At 78.2% G+C, this 14,329-nt stretch carries 7 protein-coding genes; 1 reads left to right on the forward strand and 6 read right to left on the reverse strand.

The genetic code is table 11. The features are described from left to right. Positions 1-189: 189 nt before the first annotated feature. The 4 genes from ACWGB8_RS06495 to ACWGB8_RS06510 form a co-directional block, all read right to left on the reverse strand. Positions 190-1,659: an MFS transporter gene (locus ACWGB8_RS06495; RefSeq protein WP_452210863.1), complete on the reverse strand. Its 1,470-nt coding sequence runs from the start codon at positions 1,657-1,659 to the stop codon at positions 190-192. 311 nt (positions 1,660-1,970) lie between these two features. Further along, positions 1,971-3,104 carry a serine/threonine-protein kinase gene (locus ACWGB8_RS06500; protein WP_452210865.1) on the reverse strand — a complete coding sequence of 378 codons (1,134 nt, stop codon included), beginning with the start codon at positions 3,102-3,104 and terminating at the stop codon, positions 1,971-1,973. An 85-nt stretch (positions 3,105-3,189) separates the two neighbouring features. Next, the gene (locus tag ACWGB8_RS06505) at positions 3,190-5,682 is read right to left on the reverse strand and encodes an ATP-binding protein (RefSeq protein ID WP_452210866.1); all 2,493 of its coding nucleotides are present in this window, start codon (positions 5,680-5,682) and stop codon (positions 3,190-3,192) included. Between the two features lie 362 nt (positions 5,683-6,044). Beyond that, positions 6,045-9,236 (reverse strand): BTAD domain-containing putative transcriptional regulator, encoded by a 3,192-nt coding sequence (locus ACWGB8_RS06510; protein ID WP_452210868.1) that lies wholly within the window; start codon positions 9,234-9,236, stop codon positions 6,045-6,047. Positions 9,237-9,519: 283 nt separating this feature from the next. Between ACWGB8_RS06510 and ACWGB8_RS06515 the strand changes: the two genes are divergently transcribed. Continuing rightward, complete coding sequence (locus ACWGB8_RS06515) at positions 9,520-12,768, forward strand: BTAD domain-containing putative transcriptional regulator (RefSeq protein WP_452210869.1); 3,249 nt, start codon at positions 9,520-9,522, stop codon at positions 12,766-12,768. 7 nt (positions 12,769-12,775) lie between these two features. On the opposite strand, the gene ACWGB8_RS06520 is transcribed toward ACWGB8_RS06515, so the two are convergent. Both ACWGB8_RS06520 and ACWGB8_RS06525 read right to left on the reverse strand, forming a co-directional pair. Beyond that, positions 12,776-13,498: a sigma-70 family RNA polymerase sigma factor gene (locus tag ACWGB8_RS06520; RefSeq protein ID WP_452210871.1), complete on the reverse strand. Its 723-nt coding sequence runs from the start codon at positions 13,496-13,498 to the stop codon at positions 12,776-12,778. Positions 13,499-13,833: 335 nt separating this feature from the next. After that, entirely contained in the window at positions 13,834-14,202 is a 369-nt protein-coding gene (locus tag ACWGB8_RS06525) for a hypothetical protein (RefSeq protein ID WP_452210873.1), read from the reverse strand. Between the last annotated feature and the right edge of the window lie 127 nt (positions 14,203-14,329).

The raw sequence follows: 14,329 nt of genomic DNA on the forward strand, positions 1-14,329 counted from the left end.
TTCGGATCGGGATGTATCGGGGCAGTTGTGGATGGAGCGGACCGGCCCCGGCCGTGCCGGGGCACCCCGGCGCCCCGGTGGGCGGCGGGTCCGGTGGGGCGGACGGCTGTGGGGGGCGGAGGCGGGATGCGGGCTGGGGGTGGTCGGCAGGGGCCGGGTGCGAGCGGTCGCGAAGTCGGGCGCGAGGGTTCAGGAGGCGGGCTCGGTCGCCGCCTTCTCGCGCGCGTCCACCCCCGTCCGCACTCCCCCGTCCTCGGCCCCGGTTCCGGGGCCCTCCTCGACACCGGCACCAGTACCGGCACCTCGTCCGACACCGGCACCGACTTCAGCACCGACTTCGGCATCGGCCGCAACCCCGGCACCGGTACCGGCTCCGGCACCAGCCCCGCCGTCCGCCGCGGCCCCGTCGCCGGCGCCCGCCGGCAGGTCGCGCAGACCGCGCAGCGGCGAGAGCAGCAGTGGAACGGGCACCAGCAGGAACCCGACCGCGCAGAGCCACAGTGCGGTGCGCGGCCCGGCCGTGTCGGCGACCACGCCGCCGGCCAGCGCACCCAGCGGGAGGGTGCCCCAGACCAGGAAGCGCATGGTCGCGTTCATCCGGCCGAGCAGGTCGGGCGGGCAGACGGTCTGCCGGAAGCTCACCTGGGCGACGTTGTAGACCACCGCCCCGAACAGCGACACCCCGGACCCGACCGCGAACAGCACCACGCCGAACGAGCCGTTCGACAGTGGCCACAGCACCGCGAACGGTGCCGTGACCAGCGGTGACAGCCAGATCAGCCGGGCCTGGCCGATCCGCCGGGCCAGCCACCCCGCGCACAGCGCGCCACCGAGTCCGCCGACGGCCGAGACCGACAGCAGGACGCCGATGGCCCCGGGCGACAGGTCCAGGACGCGCACCCAGAAGACGGTCTGCACGGCCATCAGGACGGCGCCGAACAGGTTCGACGTCGCGGTGGCGGCGGCGATCATGCGCAGCAGCGGGTGCCGCACGACGAAGCGGACGCCCTCCGCGACCTCCGCGCGCAGCGACCGTCCGGGCACGGGCTCGGGCGGCGCCTCCTTGGCGCGGATGCCGACCAGCATGACCGCCGAGACCAGGTAACCGACGGCGTCGGCGACGACCGCGAGGGGCGCGCCCAGAAGTTGGACGAGTCCGCCGCCGAGGCCCGGTCCGGCGATCTGCGCGGAGGAGCGCACGGTCTCCAGCGCGCCGTTGCCGGCCACGAGGTGTTCGCGCGGCAGCAGGTGCGGCAGGAAGGACTGGTGGGCCACGTCGAAGAACACGGTGGCGACCCCGGTGATCAGGGCCACCAGGTAGAGCTGCCCCATCGTCAGCACGTCGAGGGCGGCCGCCGGCGGGATCGAGCCGATCGCCAGGCAGCGCACCACGTCGGCGCGGATGAGCAGCGGAAGCTTGCGCATCCGGTCCACCCAGGCGCCGGCGGGCAGGCCCACCAGCAGGAAGGCGGCGGTTTCGGCGGCGGTCAGCAGTCCGACCTGGAGCGGTGTGGCGTCCAACTCCACCACCGCGATCAGCGGCAGGGCCACCAGGGTGACCTGGGTGCCCACCTGTGCCGCGGCGGCTCCTCCGAGCAGGCGCCGGAAGTCGCGGTGGGCCAGCAGGCGGTGTGGCGTCGGGTGAGGCGTGTCGTTCATCTGTACGACTGTCCGTCACATATTCGCCACAGGGCAACCGTCAGGATCGATTCCGGTCGTCCCTGAGGATGGCCGGAACCCAGCGCCTCCCGGCCGACCCGCCGGGTCATCGAGCGGCCTTCACGGTGCCCTGACCACCTACGGCGCCGGTGGGACCAGGGGCGTCGCGGCTCCGTAAAGGCGACATCAGGACTCCCCGGGGGGTGTCCGGTATTCGGTCATCCCTCCGCCCGCCACCGGACGAACGGCTTCAACATGGCTGGATCATGCAAAGTGGTGACAGTCAGTCACCTCCCGTTGACGGCAACGTGCTAACGCCGGACCGCCGACCAGCACGGATGCGCCGCACGGCCCCGCCGGGCGACGCCGTCGAGGACCACCTCGGCTGCGAGGGGCGTCACACCGTGCAGAGGCCGGCGAGGGACTGTTCCTCGGCGGTGAGTTCGGGGGCCGCGGCACCAGCGCTCTCCGCGCTGCGCCGCTGCTCGTCCCGCACCACCCACCTCCCCCGCACCCGCACCCGCACCCGCCGCACCCGCTGCACCCGCTGCACCCGCTGCCACCGCGCCGGACTCCCTCGTGCCGGACTCCCTTGTGCCGGACTCCCCCGCCGCCGCGGCCCGTTCGGCCTCGTCCAGCAGGGCCAGGGCCTGGGGCACGGTGAGGCGGACGGCGGGGTCCTTCGCCAGGAGACCGGTGATCAGCGGCCCGAGCCGGGCCGCGTGGCGCATCGGCGGCGCGGCCTCGTGCGCGACGGCGTACAGGGATCCGGCCACCGTCGACCGGCCGAACGGGGAGACGCCCTCGACGGCCTCGTAGAGCGTGACCCCGAGCGAGAACAGGTCGCCGGCCGCACCGTCCGATTGGCCGAGGGCGCGCTCGGGGGCGAGGTACGGGGCGGAGCCGACGACCTCACCGGTGCCGGTCAGCCGGACGTCGGTCCGGCTGACCGCGATGCCGAAGTCGGCGAGCAGGACCCGCCCGTCGGTGGTCGTCATCACGTTGGCGGGCTTGATGTCGCGGTGCACGATGCCCTCGCCGTGCGCCGCGGCCAGGGCCTCCAGCACCGCCCGGGCCACCCGGGCGGTGGCGTCCACCGGCAGCCGGCCCTCAGCGCGCAGCCGCTGCTGCACGGTGGTGCCGGGAACCAGCTGCATCACGATCCACGGCACGCCGTCCTCCAGGACGACGTCGTGCACGGTGACGATGCCGGGGTGGTCGCGCAGCCGCGCCGCGTTCCGGGCCTCGCGGATGGCGCGTTCCAGGCGTTCCGCGCGCTCCTGCGGCGTCATCACGGTGGACAGGGCCAGTTCCTTGACCGCCACGCGGGTGTCGAGCTGCTCGTCGTGCGCCTCCCAGACCCGGCCCATGCCGCCCGTCCCGAGGGTCCGTACGAGCCGGTAGCGGCCCCCGACCGACTGCCCCTGCTGCGCCCGGTGTTCCACGTTCCGCCCCCGCCCGCCGACCGACGCACGCCGTTGTGCACAGGAACAGTAGCGGCGCGGACCTCCGCCCGGTGGGTGACGGCGACTACCGGTGCCCGGTGGCCCGGTCGTGGTCGGCGGTGAGGTCGGTCAGGGCGTCGGAGAGGACGGCGCGGGCCTCGTCGGCGCGGCCCTGTTCGACCAGGGCGGTGCCGAGTTCGGTGAGCGTCTCGGCGGTGGCCTCGGGGCGTCCGGCCGCCTCGAAGTGGACCAGGGCCTGCCGGTACGCCTTTTCGGCGGCGGGCCAGCGTCCCAGCGCAGCCCGGTCCAGGCCGAGTTCGTGGGCGGTGAGCGCGGCCATCAGGTGGGCACTCGGCGAACCCCACTCCGCCACCAGGTCGAGCGAGCCGGCGAGCGCCAACCGCCGGGTGTCGGCGGCTTCGTCGCCCCGCCCGGTGTCGCGCAGGCAGTTGGCGGCGCCGCGGAGGGTGACCAGTCGGCCCAGCCGGGCGGGCCGGGTGGCCAGGCCGGCGAACGCGTCGGCGGACTGCCGGTAGGCCTCGCCGGCCTCCGCGTGGCGGGCCAGCCGGCGCAGGCCGGAGGCGCTGTAGGCGAGGGCCCACGCCTCCTGCTCGCGGTCGCCGAGGCGGCGGGCCAACTCACGTGCCTGCTGGGCGAGTTCGACGCCACGCCGGTACTGGTGCAGGCAGCTGACGCAGGCCCAGGCGAGGTAGTTGAGGTGGACGGCCTCGGCCCGGACGTCGCCGCAGGCCCGGGCGGCCTCCACCGAGAGGCCGTAGACCTCGCCCCAGATGTCCCAGCGCATCAGGCGGTCGGAGAACCAGTGCATGGCCTCGGCGGTGTCGATGACCTGGCGGTGGCGGCCGGTGGCGAGGGCGCGGCGGAGCGCCGCCAGCCACTCCGGGTGCTCCTCCTGCACCCAGCGGGCGGCGTCCGCGTCGGTCTCGGGGGCGCCGGCCGGGTCGGGGTCGGCGGAGGGGGCGTCGCCGTCGTGCTCGGGGTCGAAGCGCAGTGCGCAGGCGATGGCTCGGCGAAGCAGGCGGTCGCCCGCCCGGTCGCGGTCGGCGTCGAGCGCGGCGGTGTCCTCCTCCTCGGCGAGGCGTTCGCCCGCGTAGAGCCGGACGAGGTCGTGCATCCGGTAGCGGTCGGCGGTGGCGGCGTGCAGCAGCCCGGCGTCGGTGAGGAGTTCGAGCTGCCGGTCGGTCTGCGGGACGGTCAGTCCGGTATGGGCGGCGACGGTGTCGGCCGTGAAGTCCTGGCCTGCGGTGAGGGCGCAGCGGCGAAGGACGAGCCGGGTGGCCTCGGGCAGTCGGCGGTAGGAGAGCGTGAAGGCGGTCCGCACGCCGAGGTCGCCGGCCTCCAGGACGTCCAGGCGGTGTTCCTGGGCGGCGAGTTGGCGGACGAGGCGGGCGACCGGCTGGTGCGGGCGGGCGACCAGGCGCTGGCCGGCGATCCGCAGGGCCAGCGGGAGGTAGCCGCAGAGGCGGGCGAGTTCGGCGGTGGCCTCGGGTTCGGCGGCGACCCGTTCGGGGCCGGCGATCCGCCCGAGCAGGACGGCGGCCTCGGCCGGGGTGAGGCTCTCCAGGGAGAGGCGGTGCACCGATTCGAGGCCGGGCAGGGCGTTGCGGCTGGTGATGATGGTGAGGGCGGGTCCGGAGCCGGGGAGCAGCGGTCGGACCTGGGCCTCGTCGGCGGCGTTGTCCAGGATGAGGACGAGCCGTCGTTCGCGGACGAGGGCGCGGTAGAGGCCGGCGCGTTCCTCGGTGGCCGACGGGACGGCTCCGTCGGCGACGCCGAGGGCGCGCAGGACCTGGGCGAGGGCGTCGCGGGCGCCGAGCGGCGCGGGGGACATGCCGCCGAGGTCGAGGGAGAGCTGGCCGTCGGGGAGCAGGGGCGCCAGGTGGTGGGCGGCGTGCAGGGCGAACGCGGTCTTGCCGAGGCCGGGTTGGCCACTGACCAGGACGATGCGGGGGTGGGTGGGCGTCTCGTCGCGGACGAGGTCGCCGAGGAAGGCGAGGGCTTCGTCGCGGGCGGTGAAGTCGGCGATGTCGCGGGGCAGGGCGAGGGCGCAGGGGCCGGTCTCGGCGGGCGGCGCGGCCGGGTCGTCGGGGTCGGTGCCCGCGGTGTCGGCGGAGTCGGCGTCGGTGTCGGCGGTGCTGGGGGCGGAGTGGGCGGTGCCCGCGGCGCCGGGGGCGGAGTGGGCGGTTCCGTCGGCACTGCGGTCGGCAGTTCCGCCGGTGGGAACCGCCACGACGGTGGCCGTGGGGACGGCTGCGGCCGTAGCCGGTGCGGGCGCGGGTTCGGGGGCGCGACGGGGCCGGCCACTGCGGGCGGCCTGTTCGAGCGCCGCCGCCCGGACGGGGTCGAGGCCGAGCGCCGTGGCCAGGGCCTGGACGGTCCGCCGCTGGGGGCCGCGGGTCCGGCCGCGTTCCAGATCGCCCAGGGCGCGCAGGCTGACGCCGGCGGCCCGGGCCAGTTCGTCCTGGGTCAGGCCGGCCCGTAGGCGGGATTCGGCCAGCAGCAGGCAGAAGTCGTCGCTCGTACCGGCAGTTCCGCCGGTGGATGCCCCGGTTGCCATGCCTCGCCCCTCACTACGCACAGTTGTGGTCTCTCACCGGTCGGCAATGGGCAGAAGTATGCACGAGCTGCGGCAGGGCACCGCGTGCCGGCGGAAGTGCCGACGGCGACGCCCGCAGAACTGCCTGTGCTTCTGCCTGTGGGATTTCCCGGACCGCCGCGGACCGGACGTGCCCGCCGCGTCGGCGGCCTTCTGTCCGTCCGGCCCCCGCGGTCTGCCCGTTCGGGCAGGGCGGGGGCCCGGACGGGCGGCCGGATCCGGCCGGTCGGCGGCCGGCGGTCGGGCCGGTCAGCGGCCCGGCGGTCGTGCGGTCCCGCGGTCTGGGCCCGGCCGAATCCGGCCGGTCGGGGTCCGGCGGTCCGTCAGCGGGTGGCTGCGGCGCTCGCCCCGGCCGCCTCGCGGGCCGCCCGGGCGTCGTCGGTGCGGCCGAGGGCGTCGAGCAGGTCGGCGACCAGGCTGTGCGAGCGGGCCTGGACCCGTGGGTCGCCGTGGACCCGGCCGAGGGCGAGCGCCAGGTTCGCGGCGTCGAGCGCGGCACCGGGACGGCCGAGGGCCTGCAGGGCGCGGGCGCGGCTGCGGGCGGCGAGCACGGTCTCGATCCGGCCGGGCGAGCCGGCCAGCAGCCGGAGGGCCTCGTCGGCGGCGGCCAGCGCGTCGACCGCGCTGCCGGTGGCGGCCAGGGCCTCGGCGAGCGCGGCCAGGGCCCGGGCGAGCGGTCCCGGCTCGGCGGGCGGGCGGGCGTCCCGGGTGCGGGCCTCGGCCACCAGGTCAGTGAGCAGCGGGACGGCCCGGTCGGGGCGGCCCGTCGCGGTCAGCGCGGCGGCGGTCCGGGCGCGGGCGTGGTGGCGCAGCAGCGGGTCGCCGGCCCGGTCGGCCGCCGCGAGGGCGTCGGTGAGCTGCGCGGCGGCGCGCTCGTCGCCCTGTTCGGTACGGACGACCGCCAGGTCCGCGGTCAGCCGGGCGACGGCGGCCGGGTCGGCGCAGGCGCGGGCGGCGCGCAGGCCGGCCTCGGCGGTGGAGCGGCGCTGCGCCCGGCAGTCAGGTGCGGGTTCTCCTCCACCGCCGGTCCGGGGCCCGGCACCGGGTCCGCGGGCGGGCCGGACGGCTTCGTGGAGCAGGGCGGCCCGATGGGCGAGCTGCCAGGCGGTGGCGTCCCGGCCGTGCTCGGCGGCGAGCTGCACCAGGGCGTGCACGGTGTCCGCCTCGGCGCGGAACCAGGTCGCGGCGCAGCCGGACGGCAGCGGGGAGGCACCGGCCGAGGCCCGGCCGGCCCCCGGGGGTCGACCGGGGAGCGGACCGGGGAGCGGACCGGGGAGCAGTTCGGGCGCGGAGGCCCCGCACGGTGTCTGCAGCAGGTCGGCGGGCGGACCGTCGCCGGTGTGCAGGGCGGTGCAGGCGGCGGCGGTGGCGGCGAGGCAGTGGCCGGTGAGCCGGTCCACGGCGGCGAGCCGCTCCTCGTGGGGGAGCCCGGCGGCCGTACCGGAGGCGTGCACCCGGACCGGTTCGCGGCGGAGGTAGCGACCGGGCACCTCCTCCTCGACCAAGTGGACGGCGTCCAGCCGGTTCAGCAGCTCGCGGGCGGTGGCGGCGGGGACGGCCGCCAGGGCGGCGGCGGTCGGCACGTCGACGGTGGCACCGGGGTGCAGGCCGAGCAGGGCGAACAGGCGCACCGCGGCAGGCGGCAGGGCCCGGAGGGTGAGGTCCAGGGCGGCCCCGACGGCGGACGCGACACCCCCGCCGGCGGGGACGGTGGCGGCGGGCCGGGTCCGTTCGTCGGCGAGGGCGGCGGCCAGGTCGCCGAGCGTCCAGCCGGGGCGGCCGGCCAGCCGGGCGCAGGCCAGCCGCAGCGCGAGCGGCAGGTGGCCGCAGAGCCGGGCGAGGGCGGCGGCCGACTCCGGTTCGGCCGCCACCCGGTCGGGCCCGAGGGCCCGGACGAGCAGCCCCCGGGCATCGGCAGGGGTGAGGGCGCCGAGCGGGAGCGGGAGGGCGCCCTCGTGCACCACCAGCTCGCAGAGCCGGCTGCGGCTGGTGACCACGGCGACAGGTGCGGCACCGTCCGGCGCGTGCTCCGGCGGCGGGTCCGGCAGCAGCGGGACGAGCTGCTCGTACGAGGACGCGTCGTCGAGCACGACGAGGATCCGGCGGCCGGTCAGCAGCTCCCGGTAGCGGTGGGAGCGCTGGTCGGTGCCGGCGGGCAGCTGCCCGGCGTCCTCGCCAAGGGCGGTGAGGAACTGCGCGAGGACGTCCGCCGGGTCGCGCGGTCCGGCCTCGGCGAAGCCCCGCAGATCGGCGTGGAGGATGCCGTCGGGGAACCGGTCGGCGGCCTGCTGCGCCCAGTACCGGACCAGCGCGCTCTTGCCGACGCCGGCGGGGCCGCTGACCAGGACAGGACGCCGCTCCCGGCCGGGGGCGAGCGTGTCGTCCAGCCGGGCGAGTTCGGCGGCGCGGCCGGCGAACTTGCGGTCGCCGCGGGGCAGCCGGGCCGCCGTGGCGGGAACGGCGGCGGCCGGGCCGGCGAGGGTGGGCGCGGAGCGGGCGGTGGCAGGCGCGGGCGCGGGTTCGGCCTGCGGGGCCGCGGTCCTCGGAGCGGCGGGCGAGAGGGCGGCGGGCGACGGGGTGGCGGACGGCAGGACAGCGGACGACGGGAAAACGGGTGACGGAAGAACGGGCGATGGGACGGCGGGCGGCGGGTCCTGAGGTCCGCTCCGGTGTCCGGTCGAGCCGAAGGTCCGGTGCTCGACCGGGTGCTCGGACAGAGTCCCGGATCGCCGTTCGGCCTGGTCCAGGCAGCTGCGGAGGCGGTCGGCGAGCTGCCGGTGGGCGGGGTGCGCGGCGACGGCCTCGGTGAGTTCGGCGACGAGTTCACCGCCCCGCCCGACCCGGCATAGGCCGTCCGCCAGCCGGTCCAGGGCGCGCAGCCGCAGCTCGGTGAGGCCGGGGGCGAGCCGTTCGCACAGCAGCGCGGAGCCGCAGCCGCCCAGCGCGGGGCCGCGCCACAGGTCGAGTGCCGAGCGCAGCAGGCCCAGCGCACGGTCCTCCGGGCCGCGGTGGTCCGGGCCGCGGAAGTCCGGGCCGCGGAAGTCCGGGCCGCGGAAGTCCGAGCCGCGGAAGTCCGAGCCGTGGTGGCCCAGGCCCCGGAGATCGGAGCCGTAGCGGCCCGGGCCGCCGTGGTCGGCCGGGGGTCCGTACGGGGCCGGGCCGCCGGGGGTGCCGTCCGGGAGCTGCACCCCGGCCCCGGCGCAGAGCTGCCGGAAGCGCAGCGCGTCCACCTGCCCGGGGTCGCCGGTCAGCAGGTAGCCGGTGCCGCGGGTGGCCAGGACCAGGCGGTCGTCGAGCAGCCGCCGCAGCGCGGCGACGTGGCCCTGGAGGGCGGCGCGGGCGGTGGGCGGCGGGCTGCCGTCCCAGACGAGTTCGATCAGCTCGTCGACGGGCACCGGCCGGTCGAGGCGGGCGGCGAGGGCGGCCAGCAGGGCGCGGCGCTTGGGCGACGGGGGCGTGGCGGCGCCACCGTCGTCGTACCGCACGGTGAACGGCCCGAGCAGTTCGATCCGCATCCGTCGCCTCCTCGCCCCGGCGGTGCCGCCCCGGGCCCCGCCGCCCGGTCGCACCCGCCCGTCACCTCGACGACCGGACTGCCGGTCGCGGCGTCAGACGATAGAGGTCCGAGTGCACCGCGCGCACACGGGCACCCGGGCCGTCGGGCTTCCGGACGGTCGGGCGCCGGTCCGATCGGATGCCGAACCGTCGGGCGCCGGTCCGGTCGGGCACCCGGCCGGGTCGGGTGTGCTGCGACCCCGGCGAAGGACGCGGCCGCCGCCCGACGGTACGGTGCGGAACGTGACAGGGGGACGTGTGCGGATTCGACTCCTCGGACCGGTCGAGCTGCGGACCGCCGACGGGCGGGCCCTCGCGCCCGCCGGCTCCCAGCGGCGCGCGGTGCTGGCCCTGCTGGCGCTGCGGCTGGGCCGGGTCGTCCCGGTGGAGGCGTTCTGCGAGCTGCTCTGGGGCGAGCGGCCCCCGCTGACGGCCCGGGCCGCGCTGCAGGGGCACGTCGCGGGGCTGCGCAAGCTGCTGGCCGGCGGCCCGTTCGCCGTCCACACCCGGGCACCCGGCTATCTGCTCTCCGGCCCGCCCGAGCAGGTGGACGCACTGCGCTTCGAGACCCTGGTGGCCACGGCCGCCCAACGCTCCGCACCGGGTACGCCGGAGGGCGACGCCGCGGCGATCGGGCTGCTGGAGCAGGCGTTCGCCCTCTGGGCCGGTGCCGCCCTCGCGGACCTGCCCGACACCGACCCGCACCGGGACGCGGTGGCCCGACTGGACGAGGCCCGCGACACGGCGCTGCTCAACTGGGCCGGGCTGCACCTGCGGCAGGGCTCCGGCGAGACCGCCACGGCACCGCTGGCCCGGTTCGTCCGGGCGGACGGCCTGCGCGAGGAGGCCGCAGCGCTGCTGATGCGCTGTCTGCACCAGGCCGGTCGGCCGGCGGACGCCCTCGCGGTCTACCACCGCAGCCGGGAGCTGCTCGACGCCGAACTGGGCATCGGGCCCGGCCCCGACCTGCGGACGGCCCTGGCGGAGGTGCTGGCCGGCGGCGGCGCACGGCGGCCCAACACGGTCCCGTCCGACAGCCCATCCGATGGCCCGTCCGGCGCCACAGCCCACGGCCCGGGGGACGGATCGGCGGACGGCTCGGGGGACGGCCCGGGCGGTCCGGTCGGTGCCCCGCACGACGCCCCCGAGGACAGCCTCCGAGCGGACCGGCCCGGGAAGCCCGCGGCCGTCCGCCCGGTGCCGTGCCTGCTCCCCCGGCGCCCGGTCGGCTTCGTCGGCCGGGCGGACGAGACGGGTCGGCTGGACCGCGAGTGCGGCCCCGGGCCGGACGGCAACGGCGGCGACGGGCCCGACGGCGACGGCCCCGACCACGGCGGGCCCGGCGGCGACGGGCTGCTCCTGGTGGTCGGCCCGGCCGGGGTCGGCAAGAGCGCCACGGTCGTCCGCTGGGCGCACCACGCGGCCGGGGCCTTCCCGGACGGCCGGCTCTTCGCGGACCTGCGCGGCAGCCGCGGCTCCGGCGACACCGCCGGTCCCGCGCACGGCGGTTCCGTCGACGGCAGTCCGGCCGGCGGGGCGGCCGACCCCGCCGAGGTGCTCGGCCGGTTCCTGCTCGCGCTGGGCGTCCCGGCGGCCGAACTCCCCGAGGGCCGGGCCGCCCGCGCCGCCCTCTACCGGTCCCGCACCACCGCGCTGCGGCTGCTGGTGGTGCTCGACGACGCCGACAGCGCCGACCAGGTCGCCGATCTGCTGCCCGCCGGTCCGCACTGCGCCGCCGTGGTCACCGCCCGCCGCACGCTGCCGGACCTGGTGGTCGCCGAGGGCGCGGCCCTGCTCCGGCTGGAACCGCTGCCCGAGGACGACGCCCTGCGGCTGCTCGAAGGCGTGCTGACGCCCGACCGGGTGCGCGCCGAGCCGGACGCCGCCGCCCGCGTCGTCCGGTACTGCGACGGGTTGCCGCTGGCCCTGCGGGTCGCCGCGGCGCGGCCGGCCGCCCGGCCGCACTGGACGCTCGCCGGCCTGGCGGCCGAACTGGCCGACGAGGGCGCCCGGCTGTCCGTCCTGGAGGGCGGCGGGATCGGGATGCGGTCGGCGCTGCTGGCGTCGTACCGGCGGCTCCCCGCCGACGCCGCCGCGCTGCTGGTCGCACTCGCCGCGCACCCGGGCCGGGAGGTGGACGTGCCGGCCGCCACCGCGCTGCTCGGCACCGGGCCGGCCGCCGCCCGGACCGCGCTGGGCGAGCTGGCCGACCACCAGCTGCTCGTCGAGACCGCGCCCGGCCGCTACCGGCGGCCCGGGCTGGTGCGGCTGTTCGCGGCGGAGCTGGCGGCCGGGCAACCGGAGCGGCAGCGCCGACTCGGCCGCGAACGGCTGCTGGACCACTACCTGACGGCCGTCCGGCAGTACGGGGAGCAGCTGGACCCGGGGCTCGCACCGGCCCTCGACGGCCCCGCCGCGGCGGCCGGCCCGGGGCCCGCCCAGGCAGCGCCGGTCGGGGACGCGCCCGCCGGCGCCACTCCGGCGGGACACCCGGCCACGCCGGGCCCGGCCGCCGCGCTCGCCTGGTTCCGGGCCGAGGAACCGGCGATCCGCGCCCTCGTCACCGAAGCGGCCGAAGCGGCCGAAGCCGGCGCCGCCACAGCCGCCACAGCCGCCACAGCCGCCACAGCCGCAGCCGACACAACCGGAGCCACGGTCGATGCCTCCCGGGGCGTGCGGGACGCGGACGAGGCAACCGCCGCCGGGCGGGCCTGGCGGCTGGCCCTGCTGGCGGGCCCGCTGTACTACGGCACCGTCCGCCTCACCGCCTGGCTGGAGTGCCTGCACGCCGGCGTCCTCGCCGCCGAGCGCTGCGGCCACCGCACCGGCGCGGCCCTGCTGCGCGTCGCGCTCGCCGACGCCCTGATGGGTCTCGAACGGCGGGAGGAGGCGGTCGCGGCCGCCGAGCGCGCCGCTGCGGCCACCACGCCCGCCGACGGCGCCGTGCACGTCCGCGCGCTGGCCGCGCTGGCGATGGCCACCGCGCTGCGCGGCCGGCCCGCCGAGGCACGGCCGGTGGTGGCGGTGGCGCTCGCCGAGGCGGCCGGGGATCCGCGGCAGTTCGCCCATGTGCTCGCCCACGCCGCCGCGATCGGCCTGCTGGCGGAGGACCCGTCGGCGGCACTGGACCACGCGCGGGAGGCCGCCGCCCGGTTGCCGGGGCACCGCTGCGCCGTCGTCGTGGTGTGGGCGCAGCTCACCGAGGTGCAGGCCCTGCAGGCGCTCGGCCACCGGGACGCCTGCGAACCGGCCTGGCGGCGGCTGCTGGCCTCCTGCGAGGAGAGCGGGCTGCTGCACCTGCACGCCTACGGCGAGCAGGGCTACGCGCTGCACCTGCTGTCGCTGGGCCGGGCGGCGGAGGCCGTCGCGCACCTGCGGGCGGCCGTCGACCTGCACCGGCGGTTCGGGGAGCAGGCCGGTGCGGCGAGCGCGGCGGGCCGGATCCTGGAGGAGGTACTGCGGGCGCGGACCGGCACCGGTCGGGCGGACTGACCGTCCGTCACGCGGCCTCGGTGGCCCCGGTGCGGCCGGCCCCCGCCCGCGCCGGGGCGGTACGGGCGGCCGCGGGACGGGTGGCGGCCCGGTGGGGCGTACCGGAGGCGGCGAGGTCCCGCTGTGCGGCGCGCTCCTGCGGCGGCGCGTAGCCGGGCTGGGCGGCGAGGACCGGGCGCAGCGCCCGGATCGCGTAGAAGTTGCGGGACTTGACGGTGCCCGGCGGCACGCCGAGCAGGGCGGCGGCCTCCGCCACCGAGCGGTCGTTGAGGTGCAGTTCGACCAGCACCTCGCGGTGGTGCGGCTGCAGTTCGTCCAGGGCGTGGCCGATGTCGCGGGAGGCGACGACCTGCTCGTACGGGTCCGCGACGAGCGGCCGGTCCTCCAGGGTGTCGCCCATCACCTCGCGGGCGCGGGCGGCGGCCATCCGGTAGTGGTCGATGGCGATCCGGCGGGCGACCGTGAGCAGCCACGGGCGGGCCCGGTCGGGGCCGCTCGCCAGCGCCTCGGGGTGCTGCCAGGCGCGCAGCAGGGTCTCCTGGAGGATGTCCTCGGCCTTGCCGCGGTCGGCGGTCACCCGCAGCAGGGCGCGCAGCAGGTAGCCGCCGTGCAGGTGGTAGAGCTCGGCGAGGGTCTCCTGGTCGAGCACGGGGCGGGCGGGCGCCGGGGCGGGTCCGGCGGCGGCCGGGCGGGCGGGTGACACGGGCGGGGCGACGGACGGCTGGGACACGCTCGACCTCTCAGGTCCGGCTGGACACGGCACGGCCGACCGGGGAATCCCGGCGGCTTCGCCACCCTCCCGGGGGCCGCCAAGGAACGGCCAACGTCCCGCCAACGTCCGGCGGGGGTCGGCGAGGGTGCCGTTCCGGTTGTCGGCCGGACGGGCAGTCGTGCCGGTCCGAACGGGCAGCGGCCCCGGCCCGCGCGGGTGCCTGTTCGGACCTACTCGCTCCGACACGGACCGGGCCGACCCGGGCCGGACCAGCTCAGGACCGGACCGGCTCGGGACCGACGCGTCCGGGATTCGTCCCCACGCGGCCCGGGTCGCTGCGTCCCGGCGGCGCGTCAGCCGGGCGCGGGCCCGAGCGCCGCGATCAGCTCCTGGACGCCGTCCTCCCCCTGCTGCTCGATCAGGACGGCCACCCAGGCGGCCAGCAGCACCCGGTCGGCCTCCGACCAGCTCGGTGCGGACGGGTGCTCGTCCACCACCAGGGCCCGGGCCAGCCGGACCAGCTCCGGCGGCGGCGCCGCGTGGTCACGCCCGCCCGACCGGCCGCGCCCAGCAGGCCGATCGGGCCGACCGGGTTCGGCGGGCCCGCCGCGTTCGGCGAGCCGCCGGGCGACGGCGATCACCTCGTCGGCCGGGGCGGGCGGGACCGGCAGTGCGGGCGGCCCCGGTTCGGCCGGCGTCTGCCGGGCCACCAGGGATGCCACGAACGCACGCGCTCTCGGCCCATCCGGTGTCATCGGTACTTCTCCCCCTGTTGTGCGGCGGCCCGGCGCCACGGTGCGGGCTGGGCCGTACGGACCGGCGCGGCGCCCGGTTCCGCGGGCGGCGACA

The sequence above is a fragment of the Kitasatospora sp. NPDC054939 genome (assembly GCF_053610105.1).